The organism is Methylocella sp. CPCC 101449, from assembly GCF_031921685.1.
Taxonomy (GTDB): domain Bacteria; phylum Pseudomonadota; class Alphaproteobacteria; order Rhizobiales; family Beijerinckiaceae; genus Terripilifer.
In genome coordinates this window covers 1,669,712-1,691,566 of the sequence record NZ_JAPDHU010000001.1, presented here as the reverse complement: position 1 = coordinate 1,691,566, position 21,855 = coordinate 1,669,712, and the positions used below count along the sequence as shown (strand labels likewise).

Here is a 21,855-nt window from a genome sequence, read left to right as displayed (position 1 = left end):
CATGAAACGCTGGCTGATCCTGCCTCTGGCGTTGCTCGCCGCCGCTTGCGGCAGAACTTCGAGCGAGCAACGCTACCTGTCACGCGACGAGAGCGCCGCCGCCGCCACCGTTCCCGTCACCGCCAATCCCACCGGCGATGCGAGCTTCCAACAGGCGATGATGCTGCTGCCGATCGAGGCCGGCGCCGTGACGCGCATCCGCGAACGCAACTATCCCAACGGTACGCGCCAGGACATCGTGATGGGCTTCGATGCCGGCACCAAGTCCGAGAACGTGCTGGAAGTCAGCATCGAGACCGAAGCCTCGCCGGGCGGCCCCAATATGCTGCAGATGGGCAAGCCGTCGGAGCGCGGTATCCAGTCGGAAATCCTGTCGCGCTTTCGCGGCATCCAGATGAACATCGTCACCAAGCCGATGCAGAACGCGCTTGGCCCCTTTGGCCTGGCTATCGGCAAGCAGGGCAACGGCCATCGTTGCATCTTCGCCTGGCAATGGGTCGATAACATTCGTGATGCCGGACCGAACCGTTCGGGCCTGGCCCGTTTCGGCGCGGTGCTGGCCGGCCGCGGCGCGCCCGCTTCCATCCGCATCCGCCTGTGCAGCGGCACCAAGGACCTCGATCAACTGGCAGGCTATGTCGAAGCCTTGCAGATGGGCGAGCCTGAGGCCACCGTGCGTATCCTGACGATGGATCGCCGCAACATCGACCCCGGCGCTTTCGTTGACAACGGACGCGGTGGCCGCACGACGGCCGTGACCGCGCCGGTGACCCGCGTCGGCAGCCTGGAAAGCGCCTTGAGCGGCGCCGGCCGCCCCGCCGCGGAAAACCGGCAGCAGGTCGCCGCACAATCCCGCCCAGCCCGCCGTATCGTCCGCCACAAGCCCAGGGACCAGCAGGAGGAGCCGCGCGAGGTCGCAGCACCCGCTCCACAGGCACCGCCGGCCACGACGATCGTACCGCAGCAGCCCGTCCAGCCGACCGGACCGCGCTACCTCGGCCCAGTGCCGCAGCAGGCCGTGACGCCGCCGGCAGCTCCGACAGGCGGCTATGGCGCTTCCGCCGCGCCGGTGCCGCAGCGGCTCAACCCGAACCTGCCGGCCCAGGCCTATCGCGGCCCAACGTCGCAGGAGCCGTACCGGCCGCCAAATTTCCGTCAATAAACTGACAAAAAAGGGATTTTATTGCCGCTGCCCATCTTTGCGGCAAACTTGACCGAAACCAAACCGTCGGTCGAACGTCTTATACCTGTTGCATTCGGCGGCGGAGAGCCTATTTGGCCCGGGTTCGTCGCGCCTGGGAGTACCCATGTCGATACCTGAGTTCGAACAGATGTTGCACGCGGTCCTGCCGAGTACGGGCAAGACGTCGCTGACATTGACGGAAGTGCCGCGCCACGAAGGCGAACTGCTCGTCTTGCTTGAAAAGGCTGTTCTGTCCGGCGAGCGTGCCAATACGCCGCTGACGGAAATCCATCTGTCGAAGGAATTCTATCCCGACATGGACGGAGAGTTCGGCGACATCCCGGTGGTCGATTCCGGCGACGCCGACATCATCCGCCTGTTCTTCGAACCGTAGTCACCCAATAGTTTGCGACTTGCGGACCCGCGCCAGGGCGCGGGCGGCCGTCGCATGCCGGATAGCGTCCTTATCCGCGTCGGAAATCCTGGCTTCGGAAATCGCCTTGTTGGTCCATTCCATGCCGAAGCCCGTGCCGTCGGAACCATAGACGATCCGCTCCGGCCCGTAGCATTCGACCGCCAGTTCGATCGACCGCGCGCCGAGCGAATTGCAATCGACCAGCACCGACGCCTCGCGGATCCGCTTCGACGGCAGTTCGTCCTGCGGCCGGTCGAGCAGGCTGCGATGGTCGAGACGATCGACTTCGAAAGGAATATTGCCGCCGAGATTGTGCGACAGCACCGTGACGTTGGGAAACGCCTTGAGAAAGTCGGTCATGCAGAAGGTGACCATATTCGACGACAGGCGCGCCTGCATGTCGAGCGTACCAACCCGCGAATGGCCGTTGTCAGACGCATCCACTTTCGGTGCCTCCGGGTCGTCGGCGATCTTGGCGTAATGCACCAGGAAGATGGCGCCCAGCGCATCGGCCGCCTCGAACAGCGGCTGGAATTTTTCCGCTCGCTTGATCGACAGAAAACCGTCTCCAGGCAACAGCGCGCCGACCATGCCGGGCATGGCCATGACGCGACGGAATTCCGCCAGCGTCTCGTCCATGTCGGCCACCGGCAGGGCCGCCAAACCGTTGAAACGATCGGGATATTGCGCGCAGGCGGCGGCCACCGCATCGTTGAATGCCTGGCAGAGCGGCACCGCCTCGGCGCTGGGCAGACGCTCGACGCCATAGACAGTGGTCAGCGAGAGAACGCCGCGTTCGACACCGGCCTTGTCCATCTCGGCGATGCGCTGCGCGGCACTCTCGCGCTGCGCCAAGGGCGAGGAATTGAAGGAGGATTCGAGATATTCGCGGCCATCCTCCTTGCGGCGGATGAAGGGCGGCGTGCTGCGCGCTCGCATGGCGTCGCAAAATGCTTCCGGAACCCAATGCGCGTGCATGTCGATGGTCATGGGCGTGCTCCCTGAACGTCCTACCAAAATCACGAACACGATTTGGTCTGGGACGCCGTTCCCCTCTGTTTATCCGCTGGTTGATCCAGCTTGGAGAACCGTGCCCGCCGGAGCGGGCACGGTCTCAGTCGTATCAGCAAAATCGCGAAAACGCGATTTGCTGTTAGTCGACGATCTTGTTGCGCAGCACGCCGATGCCTTCGACCTCGGCTTCGACGATATCGCCGACCTGCAGGAATTCCGGCTTCGGCATGCCGGCGGCAACGCCCGACGGCGTACCGGTGGCGACGATGTCGCCCGGCTCAAGCGTCAGCGCGCCCGACAGGCTTTCGATGATGCGCGGCACGCCGAAATAAAGATCGGACGTGGTCGAATCCTGGCGGATCTTGCCATTGACCTTGAGGGTCAGACGATGGCCATCCGGCTTGCCGAATTCGTCGGCCGTGACGATGTACGGACCGATCGGGCAATGCGAGTCATAGCTCTTGCCCTTGAAAAACTGACCGTGATTGCGCTGCGCGTCGCGGGCGGTGACGTCGTTGACGACCGTATAGCCCCACACGTGCTTGAGCGCATTGGCTTCGGAGATGTTGCGGCCCTTCTTGCCGATGACGAGGCCCAGTTCGACTTCGTAATCGAGTTCGTCGGTGTATTTGGCGTGACGCTCGACCTTGTCCTCGTGACCGACGATGGTGGTCGGCGGCTTGGAGAAGAATTCCGGCATTTTCGGATAGTTCACCGGACCGCCGCGCTTGGCGGCCATTTCTTCGATGTGCAGCTTGTAGTTACGGCCGACGCAGAACACGTTCTTCGTGGCGCCCGGCAGCGGCGTCGCGATCTTCACTTTCTTGAGCGGCGTGAACATGCCCTTGGGCTTCGCCTGCGCCGCCTTGAGGGCCTTCTTGGCCGTCGACAGAGCGCTCGGACCGGCGGCGATGATTTCGCGCAGCGTGTCCGGCAGTTCGGTCTTCAAAAGCTTCTTGGCCGCCAGCACGACGTCGAGCACACCATTCTCTTCGTCCAATACGCCGACCTTCAACTCTTTACCGGATTTGTAAGTCAGAAACTTCACGTTTTCGTCCTCATCATTGCGATCCGGTCACGATGACCGTCCCGAATTTCTTTCAGTTCCAAGGCCCGAGATAAACCTCGCCATTAAAGCTGTCGCTCTGCATCGGCAATGTCTGGGGCCAGTTCGCATTATCGACCTTGCGGCGCAAGTCCGCCGGCATCGGCCGGCCATCCCAGCCAATCTGCTCCATGTGGTGATAGAGCTGAATGGCATGGCCATCGGGATCGATGGCGAAGGCGCTGAAATCGATGCCGGGGAAAAGCTCCGGCGGCAGTTTGCGCACGGTGACGCCCTGCTCCTGCAAGAAGGTTACCGCGTCGCGCAGCTGCGTATAGTCGCCGACCTGAAAGCCGCAGGAGAACAGCGACGTATGGGCGCTCAGGCCAAGTTCTTGGCGCAGCGCCACGGGATAGAGCGCCAGCGAGTGATGCTCCGTATTGGCGCGCAGGAACGTGCAGCGATGGCCGTTCCACACCACCTCATCGGTGAAGCGCAGGCCCATCGTGTCCCGGTAGAAGGCGGTGACCGCGGCCACGTCTTCGACGAACAGTCGGATCGGCCCGATCTTGGTCACCTTGAACGGCCGCCCGAGCAGAATGCCGCCGACATCGTATTTTTCGTCTAGCGGTTCCTTGAAGCGATAGCCGTCGGCGACGGCGATGTTGGCGGCCAGGCCTTCCTCGACCTCGGCGAATTCGGAGCGGTGCGGCAGGGTCGGTGAATCGTGATAGTCGCGCCGGTGCATGCCCTTGGGCTTGCTCAGCCCGTCCCAGCCGATCTGCTCGATGCCGTAGTAGATTTCATTGGTGTGACCTTCCGGATCGACCGGATAGGCGTGCCAGTTGGAACCGGGATTGTCGCGGCCGGCCCGGGCGACGCGCACGCCGCCACCCTTCAGCCAGGTCGATCCCTCGACCACTTCGCGCAGACTGCCGACCTGCCAGGTAATCTGGTTGACGGTCATATGCGGCGCCAGATGCTTCAACAGCACGCGGCGCACCCGACGCGGAAACAGCACGAAGGAATGATGGTCGGTACCATGGCGCATGAAATAGCCGATGCCCGTGCCATGCTTGCCCTGCTCTTCGGCCGGCATGCGGGCGCCGAAATCAATCGGATCGGCGATCTTCAATCCGAACATGCGCGTGTAAAAGGCGATCCCGGCATCGACGTCGTGAACGTCCAAACCAAAATGACCCAGGCGCCGGATCTGGAATGGCCGGTCGAGCACCGTGCCGCCGACGTTAAACTGCCGTTCTCCCACCCGAATATCTTCAGGCATATCGTCCTCCCTTGTCGCGCGCAGGACCCTCGGTCTTGGTTTGCAGGAAGATCATTTCCGGTTCGAGTTGGTCATCCGCGCTGCGCTGCCTGCGATCCACACGCGTTGGCAGCGCGCGAACCTAGCGAGTCACACCCGGTCTTGTCCACAGCCAGAAGGCACAAAGCCCACTGCTGCCGACACTTTCAGCAGAGCGATCGCCGTTGGACAGCGATTTTGCTGCATCGACAAAGCCGCCGATATGGCGAAACTGGCAGCAAGCTCGAACGGGAGCAAGAATCGGAGGATGCCATGGGTCGCCGCATTGTCGATATTTCCGTGCCATTGGAAGCCGGGATCGCCTCGGACCCGCCAGGCCTCGAACCGAAAATTCAATATATCGACCACAAGGAACAGGCACCCGCCGTCGCCCGTTATTTCCCAGGCCTGAAGCCCGAAGATTTACCTGATGGCGAAGGCTGGGCGATCGAACACTGCCAGATCACCACCCACAACGGCACCCATCTCGACGCGCCCTGGCACTATGCCTCGACCATGGACGGCGGCAAACGCGCCATCACCATCGACGAAGTGCCGCTCGACTGGTGCTTTCAGCCGGCGATCAAACTCGACTTCCGCCATTTCGCCGACGGCTATGTCGCCACCGCAGCCGATGTCGAACAGGAACTGGCGCGCATCGGCCATGTGCTGCGCCCGCTCGACATCGTTCTGGTCAATACGGCGGCAGGCACCCATTACGGCCAGCCCGATTATGTGCCGACCGGCTGCGGCATGGGCCGCGAGGCGACCCTGTACCTCACCTCACGCGGCGTGCGCGTCACCGGCACCGATGCCTGGTCATGGGACGCGCCCTTCGGCTTCACCGCCAAACGCTATGCTGAGACCAAGGATGCCAGCATCATCTGGGAGGGCCACAAGGCAGGCCGCGAGATCGGCTACTGCCACATCGAGAAGCTGCACAATCTCGAAGGCCTGCCGGACAAGGGTTTCATGGTCGCCTGCTTCCCCGTGAAGGTGAAGGGCGGGTCCGCCGGATGGACCCGCGCCGTCGCCATTTTCGAGGATTAAGTCACTGGTCTATTTGGCCAGTTGGACAAGGCGATCGAGCGCCGGCGAAAAGCCCTTCATGGAAATGCGGAACACCACCGGCTCGTTGTTGGACAGATTGAGCGAGGCGATGCTGATGTTCTGCACCTTGCGCAAAGTGTCCACCGAGGCGGCCGGTACCGTCAAAGGCGCGATACAGCCCTGGGCGACGCAGGCCGAATACCGCAGGCCCTGGCCGAACGGCTTGTCATCGAGCCGCACGATGGCGCCGGCATCGAGCTTGACGCCGAGCGGCATCAGCACAGTACCGCTGAGATTATTGTCACGCGGCACGTCGAGATCGATGGCGAACACGGTCTGGCGGGTCTGGCCGTTGCCCTGCGCCTGCGACAGACGGCAGAGCTTGCGCTCATTGGCCACCCGGCAATCGACGGTCCAGTCCTCATAGACTTCGTTAATCGCCGAGGCGCCATTGGCCAGCGCATTGCCGGTCGGTGCCAGAGTGCCGGCGGGAATGTTCTGCGCGGCGCGGCGCAGCCGCTCCATGGCGGCTGCCGTATCTTCGCTCGACGGCTCGGCCGCCGGCTGCTGCGCCAGCGCGACGCCACTCATAAGCACCACGCCCACGATGGCGGCGACAGCCTTCGCACCAGTTTGGAATGAGAAAAATGAAAGCATATCAACGGTTCCCGCTACTTTTGTCCGCTGCGCGATAAGCCATATCGGCGGCGAATGCCAGTGCGTCATGCTGCGCAATATCGCCAGCGCATGTCGCGATCCGCTCGTTAAAATAGACCAACGTCCTGCTGCGGCGGCCCTTGACAATATTTTAAGCCTAGATATTTTAAGCTTGAAATAATTCAGCAGCGCCCAGACTGGGGAGATGCCGTTGCGTATCGTCTGCATTGGTGGAGGACCGGCCGGCCTTTATTTCGGCCTGCTGATGAAGAAGCTGCACCCCGAACATTCGATTTCGGTGGTCGAGCGTAACCGTCCCTATGACACGTTCGGCTGGGGTGTCGTCTTTTCCGACGCCACCATGGAAGCCATGCGCGCCTGGGACCCGGAGAGCGCCGCCGAGATCGAGGACGCCTTCAACCACTGGGACGACATCGAACTGGTGTTCAAGGGCAAGAAGCTGCGCACCACCGGGCACGGCTTCGTCGGCATCGGCCGCAAGAAACTGCTCAACATCCTGCAGCGGCGCTGCGAGGCGCTCGATGTCGAACTGGTGTTCGAACGCGACGTCAATTCCGATCTCGAATTCCCCGACGCCGATCTGATCATCGCCTCCGACGGCGTCAATTCGAAGATCCGCAACCGCTACGTCGCCGATTTCAAACCCGATCTCGTAGTGCGGCCGAACCGCTTCATCTGGCTCGGCACGAAGAAACTGTTCGACGCCTTCACCTTCGATTTCCAGCGCACCGAACATGGCTGGTTCCAGGCGCATATCTATAAGTTCGACGCCGAGACTTCGACCTTCATCATCGAGACGACGGAAGAGACCTATCTCGCCCATGGCCTCGACAAGATGGACCAGGACGAGTCGATCGCCTTCTGCGAAAAGACCTTCGCCGACACGCTGCAAGGCGCTCCGCTCCTGACCAATGCGCGCCACATCCGTGGCTCCGCCTGGATCAATTTCAGCCGGCTGATCTGCGGCCAATGGAGCCTTTTCAACGGCCAGTCCCATGTGGTGCTGATGGGCGACGCCGCCCATACCGCTCATTTCGCCATCGGCTCGGGCACCAAACTCGCCATCGACGATGCCATCGAGCTGACGCGCCAGTTCCAGACCCACGGCCACGGCAAAGAGCACATTCCCGAAGTCCTCAAGGTCTACGAGGAAATCCGTCGCGTCGATGTAGCCCGCATCCAAAATGCCGCGCGCAATGCGATGGAATGGTTCGAAGTGGTCGGCGAGCGCTATGCCGACACGCTCGAGCCGGAACAATTCATGTATTCCATGCTGACGCGCTCGCAGCGCATCAGCCACGAGAACCTGCGCCTGCGCGACAAGACCTGGCTCGAAGGTTTCGAACACTGGTACGCCGAACGCGCCGGCCTGAAGGGCGAGGATAAAAAGCAACGCGGCAATGAACGAGGATTGCCGCCGATCTTCACGCCCTTCACGGTGCGCGGCACCACTTTGCCCAACCGCATCGTCATGTCGCCGATGGCCATGTATTCGGCCAAGGACGGGCTGATCAACGATTTCCATCTCGTCCACATCGGCTCGCGCGCCATGGGCGGCACCGGCCTCGTCTTCGCCGAGATGACCTGCACCTCGCCCGATGGTCGCATCACGCCGGGCTGCCTCGGCCTGTGGAATGAGGAACAGGCCGCCGGCTGGCGCCGCCTCGCCGATTTCGTGCATCATAACAGCAGCGCCAAGATCGGCATTCAGATCGGCCATGCCGGGCGCAAGGGCTCGACCAAACTAGCCTGGGACGGCATCGACCAACCGCTCGACAGCGGCAACTGGCCGCTCTATTCCGCCTCCGCCTTGCCGTATCTGCCCAACAGCCAGGTGCCGCAGGCGATGACGCAAGAGGACATGGCGCGCATCAAGGCCGATTTCGTCCGCTCGACCGAACTCGCCGCCACCACCGGCGTCGATTGGCTCGAACTGCACTGCGCCCACGGCTATCTGCTCTCCAGCTTCCTGTCGCCGCTGACCAATCTGCGCAACGACGAATATGGCGGCAGCCACGAGAACCGCGCCCGCTATCCGCTTGAAGTCTTCAAGGCGATGCGCGCCGTGTGGCCGAAGGACAAGCCGATCTCGATACGTCTGTCCTGCACCGATTGGGCTGATGGTGGCAACACCTCCGATGATGCGGTGATCTTCGCGCGCCTGTTCAAGGAAGCCGGCGCCGACATGATCGACTGTTCGACCGGCCAGGTGGTGAAGGAAGAAGCGCCGGTGTTCGGCCGCATGTGGCAGACACCCTTCTCCGATCGCATCCGCAACGAAGTCGGCATCGGCACCATCGCGGTGGGCGCCATTTCCGATGCTGATCAGGCCAATTCGATCATCTCCGCCGGCCGCGCCGATCTGTGCGCCGTCGCAAGGCCGCATCTGTCCGATCCCGCCTGGACCCTGCACGAAGCCGCCAAGATTGGCCTCACCTCGATCCCCTGGCCGAAACAATATTATTCCGGCAAATCGCAATACGAGACCCTGCTGGCCCGCGCCGAACCGGCGCGCACGAAGTAACGAGAGAACTCATGCACCAGATCCTGCAACCTGACGGCTGGAAGAAGCCTATCGGTTACGCCAACGGCATTCTCGCCGAAGGCCGCACCATTCATGTCGGCGGTCAGATCGGCTGGAACGGCAATTGCGAATTCGAGACCGACGACTTCGTCGGCCAGGTGCGCCAGACCTTGCAGAACATTGTCGACGTGCTCGCTGCCGGCAATGCAAAGCCCGAGCACATCGTCTCGATGACCTGGTATTTCACTGACAAGCGCGAATATCTCGCCAATCTGAAAGGCATCGGCGCTGCCTATCGCGAGGTGATCGGCCGGCATTATCCGGCCATGGCCGGCGTGCAGGTGGTTGCCCTCATCGAGGATCGCGCCAAGATCGAAATCCAGGCCACCGCCGTCGTTCCATAACCGACAGCACAAGGGAGGGATGATGAACGGCAAACGGCATGCTCTTGTGACGGGAGGCGGCACCGGCGTCGGCAAGGCGGTGGCTTTGGCGCTGGCGCAAGCCGGCATCGACGTCACCATCACCGGCCGTCGCGCTGGCCCGCTCGAAGCGGTGGCGAAGGACAATTCCCGCATCCACATTGCCGTGGCCGATGTCACCGATGAAGCGGCCATGGCGGCCGTGCATGCCAAAGCGGAAGCCGACGGCGTGCCCTTCAATATCATTGTCGCCAATGCCGGCATGGCGATGAGCGGACCTGCTGCCCGCACATCATTGGCCGATTGGCAGGCGAGCCTCGCCGTCAATCTCACTGGCGCTTTCCTCACCGTGAAGCCGGCGCTGTCGGGCATGAACAAGCGCAAGAGCGGCCGTATCATCTTCATCGCCTCGACGGCGGGCCTTAAGGGCTATGCCTATGTGGCGCCTTATGTCGCCGCCAAACATGGCGTCGTCGGCCTGATGCGCGCACTGGCCACCGAGACCGCCAAGAGCGGCATCACCGTCAATGCCATCTGTCCCGGCTTCACCGAAACCGAACTCTTGGCCGATTCGGTCGAGCGCATCACCGCCAAGACCGGCCGCAGCGCCGAGGAAGCGCGCGCCGAGCTCGCCGCCGTCAATCCGCAGGGCCGCTTTATACAACCAGAAGAAATCGCCTCCGCCGTGCTGTGGCTGATCGGCGACGGCGCCCGATCGATCACCGGCCAGACCCTGTCCATCTCCGGAGGCGAAACATGGTAGCAGCCCGTCATGCCACGCTGGCCCCGCAGCAAGGCAAGGAGCGGCTGCGCCTGTGGGTTCGCATTCTCCGCGTGTCGCGCCTGATCGAAGCGGAACTGCGCGACAAGCTGAAAACCGAATTCGACACCACGCTGCCGCGCTTCGACGTGATGGCCGCGCTCTATCGCGAGCCCGACGGCATGCTGATGAGCGATCTGTCGCGCTATCTGCTCGTCTCCAATGGCAATGTCACCGGCATTATCGATCGCCTGGTCGCCGACGGTTTTGTCGTGCGTGCCTTGCGTGAAGGCGACCGGCGCACGTCGGTGGTGAGCCTGACCAAAACCGGCCGCACGTTCTTTGCCAAAATGGCCGCCGTTCACGAAGGCTGGGTCAACGCCCGTTTCGCCGACATCGACGAAGACGAGGCGCGTGAACTGGCCTCCGTCTTGCAATCATTCCGCAGCAATTGGGAAGCCGAGACATGACATCCATGGCCGCATTGAAGCCGCAACATTTCTTCTGGGAAGTGGCCGACCGCATCGCCCGGGTGAAACTGTTGCGGCCCGAGCGCAAGAATCCGCTGACCTTCGAATCCTATGCGGAGCTGCGCGATACGTTCCGCGATCTCGTCTATGCCGATGACATCGACGCTGTGGTGTTTCTCTCCAACGGCGGCAATTTCTGCTCCGGCGGCGACGTGCATGACATCATCGGCCCGCTGATCAAAATGGACATGAAGGGCCTGCTCACCTTCACGCGCATGACCGGCGATCTCGTCAAGGCGATGATCCATTGCGGCAAGCCGATCGTTGCGGCCGTCGACGGCGTGGCGGTCGGTGCCGGCGCCATCGTCGCCATGGCTTCCGACATCAGGCTCGGCACGCCGCAGGCCAAGACCGCTTTCCTGTTTACGCGCGTCGGCCTCGCCGGCTGCGACATGGGCGCCTGTGCCATCCTGCCGCGCATCATCGGCCAGGGCCGCGCCGCCGAACTGCTCTACACCGGCCGCACCATGAGCGCCGACGAGGGCGAGCGCTGGGGTTTCTTCAACCGGCTCGTCGCGCCTGAACAATTGGACGCGGAAGCGATCGACCTCGCCAAACGCATCATCTCCGGCCCGACCTTCGCCAACGGTATCACCAAGACGCAGTTGAACCAGGAATGGTCGATGAGCCTCGACCAAGCCATCGAATCGGAAGCGCAGGCGCAAGCGATCTGCATGCAGACCGAAGATTTCAACCGCGCCTATGAAGCTTTCGTCGCCAAGCGCAAACCCGTCTTTGAAGGAAATTGATCATGTCGGATCGTTCCTTTCTCAACTGGCCCTTCTTCGAGGATCGCCATCGCGATCACGCCGACAAGCTCGACGCCTGGTGTGCCAAGCATCTGCCCCTCGATCACGGCGATGTCGATGCCGCCTGCCGCGAACTCGTCGCCATGCTCGGCCGCGACGGCTGGCTGCTTCCGACCGCCATCGATCCGGCCGATCCCAAGCCGCTCGACGTGCGCACCCTCTGCCTGACCCGCGAGACTCTGGCCCGCCACGATGGCCTCGCCGATTTCGCCTTCGCCATGCAGGGGCTGGGCACCGGCGCCCTGAGCCTCTACGGCACGACCGAACAACGCCAATGGCTCAACAAGACCCGCGCCGGCCAAGCGCTGGCCGCCTTCGCTTTGTCGGAACCGCGCTCTGGCTCCGATGTCGCCAATATGGACATGACGGCGCGGCGCGACGGCGATCATTATGTGCTCGACGGCGAGAAGACCTGGATTTCCAACGGCGGCATCGCCGATTTCTACATCACCTTCGCCCGCACCGGCGAAGCGCCGGGGGCACGCGGCCTCTCGGCCTTTCTCGTGCCGGCCGACACCAAAGGGCTCAGCATCGCCGAACGCATCGAGGTGATCGCGCCGCATCCGCTGGCCCGCCTCGCCTTCAAGGACTGCCGCCTGCCGGCGTCCGCTCTGATCGGCAAGCCCGGCGATGGCTTCAAGATCGCCATGTCCGTGCTCGACGTCTTCCGCTCGACGGTCGGTGCCGCCGCGCTCGGCTTTGCCCGCCGCGCGCTCGACGAAAGCCTGACGCGCGCGACGAAGCGCGAATTGTTCGGCGCGCCACTGTTCGATCTGCAAATGGTGCAAGGCCATCTCGCCGACATGGCGCTCGATGTCGATGCTTCGGCCCTGCTGATCTATCGCGCTGCCTGGACCAAGGACAGCGGCGCGCCGCGCGTCACCCGCGAGGCGGCGATGGCGAAGCTCTATGCCACCGATCGCGCCCAAAGCGTCATCGACAAGGCGGTGCAATTGCATGGCGGCGACGGCGTCCGCCACGGCCATATCGTCGAAAGCCTTTATCGAGAGATCCGTGCGCTGCGCATCTATGAAGGTGCGTCGGACGTGCAGAAAGTCGTCATCGCCCGTCAGATCATGGGAGGCACATAATGCTTGGCCCCACCGCGCATATCGATACCTTCTCCCGCGACAATCTTCCGCCGCCCGATCAGTGGCCGCAGCTCCTCATGGGCGGCTTCAACTATCCCGACTATCTCAATGTCGGCGTCGAACTCACCGACCGCATGGTCGAACGCGGCTTCGGCGACAATACGGCGCTGATCGGCAACGGTCGGCGCCGCACGTATAAGGAACTGTCCGACTGGACCAACCGCCTCGCCCATGCGCTGGTCGAGGTCTATGGCGTGAAGCCGGGCAATCGTGTGCTGATCCGCTCCGCCAACAATCCGGCCATGGTCGCCTGCTGGCTCGCCGCCACCAAGGCCGGCGCCGTCGTCGTCAACACCATGCCGATGCTGCGGTCGGGCGAACTGGCGCAGATCATCGACAAGGCGGAAATCACACTCGCTCTGTGCGACACGCGCATCAAGGACGAACTGGTCGCCTGCGCCAAGGAAAGCCAATATCTTAAACAGGTGGTGGGCTTCGACGGCACCGCCAATCACGATGCCGAACTCGACCGCATCGCCCTCGACAAGCCGGTGAAATTCGATGCGGTGAAGACCGGTCGCGACGATGTCGCGCTGCTCGGCTTCACCTCGGGCACGACAGGCAAGCCCAAGGCGACGATGCATTTCCATCGCGATCTCCTGATCATCGCCGATGGCTATGCGCGCGAAGTGCTGAACGTACAGTCGAGCGACGTGTTCGTCGGCTCGCCACCCCTCGCCTTCACCTTCGGTCTCGGCGGCCTCGCCATCTTCCCGCTGCGCTTCGGCGCCGCCGCGACCCTGTTGGAAAACGCTTCGCCGCCCAACATGATCGAAATCATCGAAAACTATAAGGCGACGGTCAGCTTCACCGCGCCGACGGCCTATCGCGCCATGCTGGCCGCCATGGAAAAAGGCGCCGACCTGTCGTCGCTGCGCGTCGCCGTCTCGGCCGGCGAAACCCTGCCCGCCCCGGTCTTCGAGGATTGGGTGAAGAAAACCGGCAAGCCGATGCTCGACGGCATCGGCTCCACCGAAATGCTGCATATCTTCATCACCAATCGCTTCGACGACATGGCGCCCGGTTCCACCGGTCGCCCTGTCAGCGGCTATCAGGCCATGGTGGTCGACGATGACATGAAGGAAGTGCCGCGCGGCACGCCCGGCCGCCTCGCCGTGCGTGGACCGACGGGCTGCCGCTATCTCGCCGACGACCGCCAGAAGGCCTATGTGCGCGACGGCTGGAACCTCACCGGCGACACCTTCGTGCAGGACGAGGACGGCCGCTTCCACTTCGCCGCCCGCTCCGACGACATGATCGTCTCCGCCGGCTACAATATCGCCGGTCCGGAAGTGGAAGCAGCACTTCTGTCGCATGAGGACGTCAAGGAATGCGCCGTCGTCTCCGCCCCCGATCCCGAGCGTGGCCAGATCGTCGCCGCCTATGTCGTCCTATGCGAGGGCGTGACGCCGGATGCCTTGGAAATCAAGAAACTGCAGGATCACGTCAAGGCGGTGATCGCGCCCTATAAATATCCGCGCGCGGTCAGGTTTCTCGACGCTCTGCCGAAGACGCAGACCGGCAAGATCCAGCGTTTCCGGTTGCGCGAGGGCGCGTAACCTCGGCCTGCGACCCATCGGATTCGCTCAATGCCGATAAGCCTTTCGCCGGAAATCTAACAAATTCAAAACAGACGCTTATGATCGGCGTCTGTTTCATAACGCACATCGCGAATATGGCCTGTCATCCAAATTTCAGCTACGAATCCCAAAGTTTCGTAGAACCAAAATGATTTTGGAGACAGACAATGACACGGACGAAGGCGCGTGCCCTCGGATTGCTCTCGACGGCCGCCGTGCTGGCCCTGCCCCTCTTCGGCGCGGTCTCCGCTTCTGCGCAAACTCAGTCTTATGAAGATCTCAAGAAGCTATGCAACAGCGACGATTCGACCGACGATCAAACCATCTTCGGCTGCAACGGCGTGATCGCCAGCAAGCCCGGACGCCGCGATCTGGCGACCGCCTATAACAATCGTGGTTATGCCTATGACAATAGGGCGCAATATGATCGCGCCATCCAGGACTATAGCGAAGCCATCCGCATCGATCCGAAATATGCGCTGGCCTTCAACAATCGCGGCTTCGCCTATCAGAACAAGGGCGACTATGTGCGCGCCGTCCAGGACTACGATCAGGCTCTGAAGATTCAGCCGAATTATAAGAAGGCGCTCGACAATCGAGCGAGCGCGCTGGTCATCCGCGACGCGCAGGCGAAGGGCGACCTGCCCGGCAATTACGGCGAGCTACGGGCGATGTGCAACAGCAACGCCTCCAATGACGATCAAACCATCGCCGGCTGTAACGGCATGATCGTCCCCGGCAAGACGCCACAGGACGACCTAGTGCCGGCCTATAACAATCGTGGCTACGCCTATAACAACAAGAGCCTGTACGATCAGGCGATCCGCGATTACAGCGAGGCGATCCGGCTGCGGCCCGACTATGCGCTGGCCTTCAACAATCGCGGCCTCTCCTATCAGAACAAGGGCGATTATGCCCGCGCCATCGAGGATTTCGATCAGGCGATCAAATTCCGGCCGAATTATCAGAAGGCCATCGACAACCGCGCCCGCGCCATCAAGGTGCGCGCAGAACAGGCGAGCGGCGGTCTTCCGGCGAATTTCGGGCAGCTCAAGGCGATGTGCAACAGCGACGCCTCGACCGACGATCAGACCATCGAAGGCTGCAATGGCGTGATCGCCGCCGCCGCGAATGTCTCCGCCGGCGACATGGCGATCACCTACAACAATCGCGGTTATGCCTATAATCGCAAGGCGGACTATGACCGGGCCGTCGGCGACTATAGCGAAGCGATCCGGTTGAAGCCCGACTATGCGCTGGCTTTCAACAATCGCGGCATCAGCTATCAGAACAAGAGCGATTTCAATCGCGCCTTGGAGGATTTCGAACAGGCCCTGCGCATTCAGCCCGAATATCAGAAAGCCACGGATAATCGCGCTGAAACCGTGAAGCTGCGCGAAGCCGCCGCCGTCGGCGATATTCCGCAGAATTACGGCCAGCTCAGAGCCTTGTGCAACAGCAATGCTTCGAGCGACGAACAGACGATTCAAGGCTGCAGCGGCGTCATAAGCGCCGTTCGACCGCCGCAGGATGATCTCACCAAGGCCTTCTACAATCGCGGCATCGCCTACAACAATCAGAGCCAGAGCGATCAGGCCTTGCAGGACTACGATCAGGCCATCAATCACAAGCCCGACTACGTCATCGCCTATAACAATCGCGGCCTCATCTACAGCCGTAAGGGCGATCAGGATCGCGCCATTATGGATTACGATCAGGCGATCCGCATCAATCCGAATTACGCGCTGGCCTATAACAACCGTGGCCTCGCTTATTTCCGCAAAGGCGACTATGACCGCGCCATCGAAAACTATGATCGGGCGATCAAGCTGAACCCGGATTATCTGCGCGCCATCGAGAACCGCGCCGATGCGGTGAAGCGCAAGGCGCAGGCCGGACGCTGATCGAACGGGCGACAAGGACTGAAACGACATGGAACTGCCCGCCGCGCTGCGCCAGGCGGTCGATACCCTGCTCGAGGGCGTGCCGCTTGCCACGCTGAAACAGGCGGCGGAGACCTTGTCGCGGCGCTATCGTGCCGAGACCCGCGACGGCCGGCTGCATCTCGCCGACGATCTGGCGGCAAAAGCCTATCTGGCGACGCGCCTGCCGGCGACCTATGCGGCGGTGCGCGCCAGTTTCACGGCGGTGGAAGAGGCGCGCGGCGATTTTGCGCCACGCTCGCTGATCGACGTCGGCGCTGGCCCCGGCACGGCCTTGTGGGCGACGCGGGATTGCTGGCCGCATCTTGCGCAAGCCACTTTGCTGGAAGCAAGCCCGGCGATCCACGCGATCGGTACCGATCTCGCCCGTCACGCCGCACCGGTGGCGAGCACTTATCTCTCCGCCGATGTCACCGGCCGCTGGCCGGACCTCGCCGCCGCCGATCTCGTGACGCTGGCTTATGTGCTCGACGAACTGCCGCCGGCTGAGATCGAACCGTTGGTCGATCGCCTGTGGGCGCTCACTGGCGATATGCTTGTTATCATCGAGCCCGGCACACCGGCCGGCTGGCAGCGCATTCTCGCCGCCCGCACCCAACTGCTCGCGCGAGGCGCCCATCTCATCGCGCCCTGCCCGCATCAAGAGCCCTGCCCGCTCATTGCGCCCGACTGGTGCCATTTCGCGCGCCGCGTCGCGCGCTCGCGCCTGCACCGGCTGGCCAAGAGCGGCGACGTGCCGTGGGAAGACGAGAAGTTCATCTTCATCGCCGCCTCACGCCATCCCGCGCGCGAAGCCGCGGCGGCACGCGTGCTGGCCCCGCCGCAGACGGCGAGCGGCCGCGTGCGCCTGAAACTCTGCGTATCAGACGGCAGCCTGCGCGATCAATTGCTGACCCGCCGCGACGGCGACGCCTTCAAGGTGGCGCGACGGCTCGACTGGGGCGACGTCTTATAAATTCTGTTTTCCGCCGGCCCAGCCGCCACCCACTTGAGCGAAACTCAAGTTCTGTTCGGGAAACATCAATTGATCTTCCGCGCCTGAATTTTAAGCATCGAGGCGGATGGTCCAGCTCTTTCGTCCGCGCTTGAAAGCGCGCTGAACGTCGCGATCATCCCGATGAATATGAGGATGACGTGATGGAAAAGAATGCGCTGCCCGTCGTGATTGCTGGCGCGGGCCCCGTCGGCATGGTCGCCGCCGCCGATCTCGTGCGCCAGGGTGTACCAGTGACGGTGCTGGAAGCCGGTGCTGAACTGAGCGGCGAATCGCGCGCTTCCACCTTCCATCCGCCAACTCTGGACATGCTCGATGATCTCGGCTTCGCCAAAACCTTGATCGCGCAAGGCCTGAAGGCGCCGCAGGTGCAATATGCCTCGATGATCGACGGCCAACTCGGCACGTTCGATTTCGCTGACATCGCCGATCTGACCCGCCATCCCTTCCGTTTGCAGGCCGAGCAATTCAAGCTGACGCGCATCATTCTCGAAGCCCTGCGCGACAATCCGTTGTTCACCATTCGCTTTAGCGCGGAACTCAAAGGCCTGTCGCAGGACGAACAGGGTGTCGACCTCACCTTCACCGGACCGAACGGCGACGAGACGCTGCGCTGTGCCTGGCTCATCGGCGCCGATGGCGCCAACAGCATCGTGCGCCGCAGCCAGGACATTCCCTTCGAGGGCTTCACTTGGGCCGAGCGTTTTCTCGTCATCACCACGCCGGCCGACGTGGAAGCTGAGCGCCCGGGCGTCACCTCGGTGAGCTATTGGGCCGATCCGCAGCGCTGGCATTTCTTCCTGCGCATCATGGGCGCCTGGCGCATCATGATCCCGGTGCCGCCGGATATTCCCGACGACACCGTCACCAGCACCGGCTTTGCCCGCGACATGCTGGTGAGCATTCTGCCGAAAGCCAAGGATGCGCCGATCCTGCACACCACGCTCTATCGCGTGCATCAGCGCGTCGCCGATCACTTCCGCAAGGGCCGCACATTCCTGGCGGGCGATGCCGCTCATATCAACAATCCATTGGGCGGCATGGGCATGAATGGCGGCGTGCATGACGCGCTTAATCTCACCCATTTGCTGGGGCCGGTGATCAAGGGCGAGGCAGATGCATCGACGCTCGAGGCCTATGAGCGCCAGCGCCGCGCCGTCACCATGGACGCCATTCAGAACGGCACGATCCGCAACAAGCGCAATCTCGAAGCCAAGACGCCGGAGGATCGGCAGGCGTTCCGCGATGAGATCAAGACCGCCCTGTCGAGCCTCGACAACACCCGCGCCTTCCTGCGCCGCATCGCCATGTTCGACAGTCTCGAACGCGCCGCGAAGCTTTAATCGTCGCTTCCGCGAAACAACCGAACCTGGTCTTGCAGCCAGGTTCGGAAATGCTTCAGCAGCGGCTCATCCGCGCGCCACTCCGGATAAGCGAAATAATAGGCGCCTTTGCTGCGCACCGCTTTGTCCGACAGAATCTTCAGCGCGCCTGAGCGCAACTCCGCTTCGATCAGAAATTCCGGCAGCAGCGCAACGCCTTGGCCGGCGCAAGCAGCGCCGATCAGCATGGCTTGAATTTCAAAGCGCGGCCCACTCATGAAATTGAGATCGGACAGACCATTGGCGAGACACCATGCCTGCCAGGCGCCGGGGCGCGTCTTCAGATGCAGCATGCGCGTGCGGATCAACCGTTCCAATTGGCCGCTACGCCGCCCGGTCAAAATCTTCGGGCTTGCCACCGGCACCAGATCTTCCTCGAACAGGAAATCCGACAAAGCGCCGGGCCAGTTGGCATCGCCAAAACACAGTGCGCCATCGATATCGGTGCCGTCGAACAGAAAGCGTTCGCTGCGCGCGCTGACATTGATCGTGACGTCAGGATGCTGTTCGTAAAAGCTCGACAGCCGTGGCACAAGCCAGGACGAGCCCACCGTCGGCAGTGCCGCGATTTCGAGATTGCCACCGGCGCCTTCCAGCGACATCACCTTCAGCGTATCGCGTTCGAGCCGTTCCAAGGCGCGGCTGATGTCATTGGCATAAGCTCGGCCGGCGCGCGTCAACGACAGGCGCTTCTTCACGCGATTGAACAGACGGACGCTGAGATGGTCCTCCAGCAGGGAGATTTGACGAGAGACGGCGCTTTCGGTCAAAGACAGCTCATTGGCTGCCCTTGTGATGCTCTCATGGCGTGCAGTTGCCTCAAAAGCGAGCAACGCATTCATGCTAGGGATGCGGCGGCGAATGGCACTTTCCCGAGTGTTTTTGAGATCTTGCCGAAAACTCAAGACCTCTTCAACTTAACTTGTTTGCCCGCATTGTACAGCAATTTTAGGCTTTGCTCTCACCCGAGCCTTTGGCCATAGCCTTTAAAAACAACCAAGAGAGCAATCATGAACTTCAAGGCGTTTTGTGTCGCGGCCGCAGCGTCCTTTGCAACGTTCGCTTCCATGCCGATGGCCAAAGCGGACTATCCCGACAGGCCCATCGTTCTCGTCGTGCCCTTCCCGGCCGGCAGTTCAAGCGACACGATCCCGCGCATGCTGGCGCCGCTGATTTCGAAATCGCTCGGCGGTTCGGTCGTCATCGAAAATCGCGCCGGCGCCAATGGCTCGCTCGGTGCAACGCGCGTCGCCAATTCGCCGGCCGACGGTTATACGCTGCTGCTCGCCACCACTGGCGTCTTAGCGATCAACCAGTGGATCTATGCCTCGCCGCAATATGCGCCCGAGAAGGATTTCGCGCCGATCGTCAACATTGCCTCGACGCCCAACATCATCGTCGTCAATCCGACGGTGAAAGCCAACACGCTGCAGGAGCTGATCGCCGAAGCGAAAGCAAAGCCCGGCACACTCACCTTTGCCTCCGCCGGCAACGGCAGCACCAGCCACATCTGTGGCGAGGCGTTGAAGGTGATGGGCGGTGTCGATCTCATTCACGTGCCCTATCAGGGGCCGGCGCCGGCCATTCAGGACGTGCTCGGCGGCCGCGTGTCGATGATCTGCGACAACCTTTCCAACGTCGTGCCTTACGTCAACAGCAACCACCTGAAGGCCATCGTCGTCACCGCGAGCGAGCCGAACGCGCAACTGCCGCAGGTGCCGACCTCCAAACAGGCCGGCCTGCCGGACCTCGAAGCCGGCATCTGGTACGGCATGGTCGCCCCGGCGGCGACCCCGCGCGACATCATCGAGAAGCTCAACAAGGCGACGGTCGAAGCGTTGCAGGACCCCACCGTCAAGGAGCGTCTCAACACCCTCGGCCTGACGGTGATCGGCGACACACCCGACCATTTCAAAGCCTTCATCGCGCAGGAATCGGCCCGGATGGAGAATGTGGTGAAGCTGTCCAAGGCGCGGATTCCCTAGTCCCTCCTGCGACCCAGCTTTCCACACCCCGGCGGAGCCGATCCTCCGCCGGGGTTTTTTGTTGGCTTTCAGATCGATATGCCGTGGCTCGCCTGGCGACAGACGCCGTGTCGGCGTCGCAATGGCCACCAAACTCCTGTATGACATCCTTCCAGGGGAAAGTGATGGACGTTCAGGATCTTGAAATACGGCATCTGAAGCTGATCGATGCCTTGCTGCGCTATCGCAACGGCACTGTGGCGGCGAAACATCTCGGCATCAGCCAGCCGGCGGTGAGCCAGTCCCTTAATCGCCTGCGCATCCTGTTCGACGATCCGCTGTTCATGCGCACCGAGCGCGGCCTCGAACCCTCGCCGCGCGCGCTGTCGCTCGCCGGCCCCGTGGCGGAAATCCTCAATCTGGTCGATGGCGGCCTGTTGCAGAAGGAGACCTTCGATCCGTTGAACGACGGACGCCGTTTCGTCGTCTCGACCGGCGAACTGGGCGAATTGTCCTGCCTCCCCGATCTCATCAAACAGATCACCCATTTGTCGCCGCGCTCCTCGCTCATCGTCGTGCCGGCCGATACGCAATCGATCGACGATCTGCTCGACAATGGCACCGTCGATCTCGCCATCGGCTATCTGCCCGAATTGACCAGCCCGAATTACATGCAGCAGTCGCTGTTCCATCACGGGCTCGGCTGTCTCGCCAGCGAATCGCTGAAAGTCCCGAAGGAAGGACTGACGCCGGAAGCGTTCGGCACGTTCGATCATGCGCTGATCGGCATGGAAGGCCGACTGCGCACGCTTTACGATCAGATGGTGCTGGAACAGGGGCTGCGCCCGCGCATCGTGCTGCAACTGCCGCATCTGGTCAGCATTCCGGTGATTCTGCCCTCCGCCGGCTTCCTCGTCATCGCCTCCGATTTCCTCTGCAAACACTTTTCCAAACAGAAGGGTATCGTGCGTTATCCGCTGCCGTTCCCCTCGCCGATGATGAACATCCGCCAGATCTGGCATCGACGGAAGCATCAGGACCCGGCGCATAAGTGGTTGCGCCAGCTCACCGCGCAGCTCTGGATGCGCAAGTAGCGATCGGCGCGGCA

21 protein-coding genes are annotated in these 21,855 nt (G+C 62.3%); 16 read left to right on the top strand and 5 right to left on the bottom strand.

Features of this window, described 5'->3' with window-relative positions:
• Position 1: 1 nt before the first annotated feature.
• Positions 2–1,162 (top strand): cellulose biosynthesis protein BcsN, encoded by a 1,161-nt coding sequence (gene bcsN / locus OIM99_RS07780; RefSeq protein ID WP_311849763.1) that lies wholly within the window; start codon positions 2–4, stop codon positions 1,160–1,162.
• Positions 1,163–1,307: 145 nt separating this feature from the next.
• Entirely contained in the window at positions 1,308–1,577 is a 270-nt protein-coding gene (locus OIM99_RS07775) for a hypothetical protein (RefSeq protein ID WP_311849762.1), read from the top strand.
• Here the strand turns inward: OIM99_RS07775 and OIM99_RS07770 are convergent, their stop codons facing one another.
• From OIM99_RS07770 to OIM99_RS07760, 3 genes are all read right to left on the bottom strand, one after another.
• The gene (locus OIM99_RS07770) at positions 1,578–2,588 is read right to left on the bottom strand and encodes an amidohydrolase family protein (protein ID WP_311849761.1); all 1,011 of its coding nucleotides are present in this window, start codon (positions 2,586–2,588) and stop codon (positions 1,578–1,580) included.
• A 163-nt stretch (positions 2,589–2,751) separates the two neighbouring features.
• Positions 2,752–3,660: a fumarylacetoacetate hydrolase family protein gene (locus OIM99_RS07765; RefSeq protein WP_311849760.1), complete on the bottom strand. Its 909-nt coding sequence runs from the start codon at positions 3,658–3,660 to the stop codon at positions 2,752–2,754.
• A gap of 52 nt (positions 3,661–3,712) precedes the next feature.
• A complete protein-coding gene (locus OIM99_RS07760; protein WP_311849759.1) occupies positions 3,713–4,942 on the bottom strand; it encodes a VOC family protein in 1,230 nt (409 codons plus the stop codon).
• Positions 4,943–5,233: 291 nt separating this feature from the next.
• Between OIM99_RS07760 and OIM99_RS07755 the strand changes: the two genes are divergently transcribed.
• Positions 5,234–6,010 (top strand): cyclase family protein, encoded by a 777-nt coding sequence (locus OIM99_RS07755; RefSeq protein WP_311849758.1) that lies wholly within the window; start codon positions 5,234–5,236, stop codon positions 6,008–6,010.
• Positions 6,011–6,019: 9 nt separating this feature from the next.
• Here the strand turns inward: OIM99_RS07755 and OIM99_RS07750 are convergent, their stop codons facing one another.
• Positions 6,020–6,601 carry an invasion associated locus B family protein gene (locus tag OIM99_RS07750; RefSeq protein ID WP_311849757.1) on the bottom strand — a complete coding sequence of 194 codons (582 nt, stop codon included), beginning with the start codon at positions 6,599–6,601 and terminating at the stop codon, positions 6,020–6,022.
• Between the two features lie 16 nt (positions 6,602–6,617).
• On the opposite strand from OIM99_RS07750, the gene OIM99_RS07745 reads away from it, so the two are divergent.
• The 11 genes from OIM99_RS07745 to OIM99_RS07695 all read left to right on the top strand — a co-directional run bounded on the left by OIM99_RS07745 (position 6,618) and on the right by OIM99_RS07695 (position 18,744).
• A complete protein-coding gene (locus tag OIM99_RS07745; protein WP_311849756.1) occupies positions 6,618–6,848 on the top strand; it encodes a hypothetical protein in 231 nt (76 codons plus the stop codon).
• 30 nt (positions 6,849–6,878) lie between these two features.
• Positions 6,879–9,212 (top strand): bifunctional salicylyl-CoA 5-hydroxylase/oxidoreductase, encoded by a 2,334-nt coding sequence (locus tag OIM99_RS07740; RefSeq protein WP_311849755.1) that lies wholly within the window; start codon positions 6,879–6,881, stop codon positions 9,210–9,212.
• Positions 9,213–9,223: 11 nt separating this feature from the next.
• Positions 9,224–9,616, top strand: a complete 393-nt coding sequence (locus OIM99_RS07735) for a RidA family protein (RefSeq protein ID WP_311849754.1) — start codon at positions 9,224–9,226, stop codon at positions 9,614–9,616.
• A 22-nt stretch (positions 9,617–9,638) separates the two neighbouring features.
• A complete protein-coding gene (locus tag OIM99_RS07730) occupies positions 9,639–10,397 on the top strand; it encodes an SDR family NAD(P)-dependent oxidoreductase (RefSeq protein ID WP_311849753.1) in 759 nt (252 codons plus the stop codon).
• A complete protein-coding gene (locus OIM99_RS07725; RefSeq protein WP_311849752.1) occupies positions 10,391–10,864 on the top strand; it encodes a MarR family transcriptional regulator in 474 nt (157 codons plus the stop codon). The genes OIM99_RS07730 and OIM99_RS07725 overlap by 7 nt, the downstream gene beginning before the upstream one ends.
• The gene (locus tag OIM99_RS07720) at positions 10,861–11,673 is read left to right on the top strand and encodes an enoyl-CoA hydratase family protein (RefSeq protein WP_311849751.1); all 813 of its coding nucleotides are present in this window, start codon (positions 10,861–10,863) and stop codon (positions 11,671–11,673) included. Before OIM99_RS07725 ends, OIM99_RS07720 begins: the two co-directional genes overlap by 4 nt.
• A gap of 2 nt (positions 11,674–11,675) precedes the next feature.
• Complete coding sequence (locus OIM99_RS07715; RefSeq protein ID WP_311849750.1) at positions 11,676–12,824, top strand: acyl-CoA dehydrogenase family protein; 1,149 nt, start codon at positions 11,676–11,678, stop codon at positions 12,822–12,824.
• Positions 12,824–14,443 (top strand): AMP-binding protein, encoded by a 1,620-nt coding sequence (locus OIM99_RS07710; protein ID WP_311849749.1) that lies wholly within the window; start codon positions 12,824–12,826, stop codon positions 14,441–14,443. Before OIM99_RS07715 ends, OIM99_RS07710 begins: the two co-directional genes overlap by 1 nt.
• A gap of 188 nt (positions 14,444–14,631) precedes the next feature.
• Positions 14,632–16,368 carry a tetratricopeptide repeat protein gene (locus OIM99_RS07705; RefSeq protein ID WP_311849748.1) on the top strand — a complete coding sequence of 579 codons (1,737 nt, stop codon included), beginning with the start codon at positions 14,632–14,634 and terminating at the stop codon, positions 16,366–16,368.
• A gap of 28 nt (positions 16,369–16,396) precedes the next feature.
• Entirely contained in the window at positions 16,397–17,362 is a 966-nt protein-coding gene (locus OIM99_RS07700; RefSeq protein WP_311849747.1) for a small ribosomal subunit Rsm22 family protein, read from the top strand.
• A gap of 182 nt (positions 17,363–17,544) precedes the next feature.
• Positions 17,545–18,744 (top strand): FAD-dependent monooxygenase, encoded by a 1,200-nt coding sequence (locus tag OIM99_RS07695; protein WP_311849746.1) that lies wholly within the window; start codon positions 17,545–17,547, stop codon positions 18,742–18,744.
• Here the strand turns inward: OIM99_RS07695 and OIM99_RS07690 are convergent.
• On the bottom strand, positions 18,741–19,625 hold the full coding sequence (locus tag OIM99_RS07690; protein WP_311849745.1) for a LysR substrate-binding domain-containing protein: 885 nt from the start codon (positions 19,623–19,625) through the stop codon (positions 18,741–18,743). The two genes, OIM99_RS07695 and OIM99_RS07690, sit on opposite strands and share 4 nt — an antisense overlap.
• A gap of 168 nt (positions 19,626–19,793) precedes the next feature.
• Here OIM99_RS07690 and OIM99_RS07685 point away from each other — a divergent pair, with 168 nt between their 5' ends.
• Together OIM99_RS07685 and OIM99_RS07680 are read left to right on the top strand one after the other, a co-directional pair.
• Positions 19,794–20,768 carry a tripartite tricarboxylate transporter substrate binding protein gene (locus OIM99_RS07685; protein ID WP_311849744.1) on the top strand — a complete coding sequence of 325 codons (975 nt, stop codon included), beginning with the start codon at positions 19,794–19,796 and terminating at the stop codon, positions 20,766–20,768.
• A gap of 164 nt (positions 20,769–20,932) precedes the next feature.
• A complete protein-coding gene (locus OIM99_RS07680; protein WP_311849743.1) occupies positions 20,933–21,841 on the top strand; it encodes a LysR family transcriptional regulator in 909 nt (302 codons plus the stop codon).
• Positions 21,842–21,855 lie beyond the last annotated feature (14 nt).

Excerpts from the sequence above, each read along its gene's own strand:
- bcsN (WP_311849763.1), top strand. The coding sequence starts at position 2 with ATGAAACGCTGGCTGATCCTGCCTCTGGCGTTGCTCGCCGCCGCTTGC.
- OIM99_RS07775 (WP_311849762.1), top strand. The coding sequence starts at position 1,308 with ATGTCGATACCTGAGTTCGAACAGATGTTGCACGCGGTCCTGCCGAGT.
- OIM99_RS07770 (WP_311849761.1), bottom strand. The coding sequence starts at position 2,588 with ATGACCATCGACATGCACGCGCATTGGGTTCCGGAAGCATTTTGCGAC.
- OIM99_RS07760 (WP_311849759.1), bottom strand. The coding sequence starts at position 4,942 with ATGCCTGAAGATATTCGGGTGGGAGAACGGCAGTTTAACGTCGGCGGC.
- OIM99_RS07755 (WP_311849758.1), top strand. The coding sequence starts at position 5,234 with ATGGGTCGCCGCATTGTCGATATTTCCGTGCCATTGGAAGCCGGGATC.
- OIM99_RS07750 (WP_311849757.1), bottom strand. The coding sequence starts at position 6,601 with ATGAGTGGCGTCGCGCTGGCGCAGCAGCCGGCGGCCGAGCCGTCGAGC.
- OIM99_RS07745 (WP_311849756.1), top strand. The coding sequence starts at position 6,618 with ATGGCGGCGACAGCCTTCGCACCAGTTTGGAATGAGAAAAATGAAAGC.
- OIM99_RS07735 (WP_311849754.1), top strand. The coding sequence starts at position 9,224 with ATGCACCAGATCCTGCAACCTGACGGCTGGAAGAAGCCTATCGGTTAC.
- OIM99_RS07730 (WP_311849753.1), top strand. The coding sequence starts at position 9,639 with ATGAACGGCAAACGGCATGCTCTTGTGACGGGAGGCGGCACCGGCGTC.
- OIM99_RS07725 (WP_311849752.1), top strand. The coding sequence starts at position 10,391 with ATGGTAGCAGCCCGTCATGCCACGCTGGCCCCGCAGCAAGGCAAGGAG.
- OIM99_RS07720 (WP_311849751.1), top strand. The coding sequence starts at position 10,861 with ATGACATCCATGGCCGCATTGAAGCCGCAACATTTCTTCTGGGAAGTG.
- OIM99_RS07715 (WP_311849750.1), top strand. The coding sequence starts at position 11,676 with ATGTCGGATCGTTCCTTTCTCAACTGGCCCTTCTTCGAGGATCGCCAT.
- OIM99_RS07710 (WP_311849749.1), top strand. The coding sequence starts at position 12,824 with ATGCTTGGCCCCACCGCGCATATCGATACCTTCTCCCGCGACAATCTT.
- OIM99_RS07705 (WP_311849748.1), top strand. The coding sequence starts at position 14,632 with ATGACACGGACGAAGGCGCGTGCCCTCGGATTGCTCTCGACGGCCGCC.
- OIM99_RS07700 (WP_311849747.1), top strand. The coding sequence starts at position 16,397 with ATGGAACTGCCCGCCGCGCTGCGCCAGGCGGTCGATACCCTGCTCGAG.
- OIM99_RS07695 (WP_311849746.1), top strand. The coding sequence starts at position 17,545 with ATGGAAAAGAATGCGCTGCCCGTCGTGATTGCTGGCGCGGGCCCCGTC.
- OIM99_RS07690 (WP_311849745.1), bottom strand. The coding sequence starts at position 19,625 with ATGAATGCGTTGCTCGCTTTTGAGGCAACTGCACGCCATGAGAGCATC.
- OIM99_RS07685 (WP_311849744.1), top strand. The coding sequence starts at position 19,794 with ATGAACTTCAAGGCGTTTTGTGTCGCGGCCGCAGCGTCCTTTGCAACG.
- OIM99_RS07680 (WP_311849743.1), top strand. The coding sequence starts at position 20,933 with ATGGACGTTCAGGATCTTGAAATACGGCATCTGAAGCTGATCGATGCC.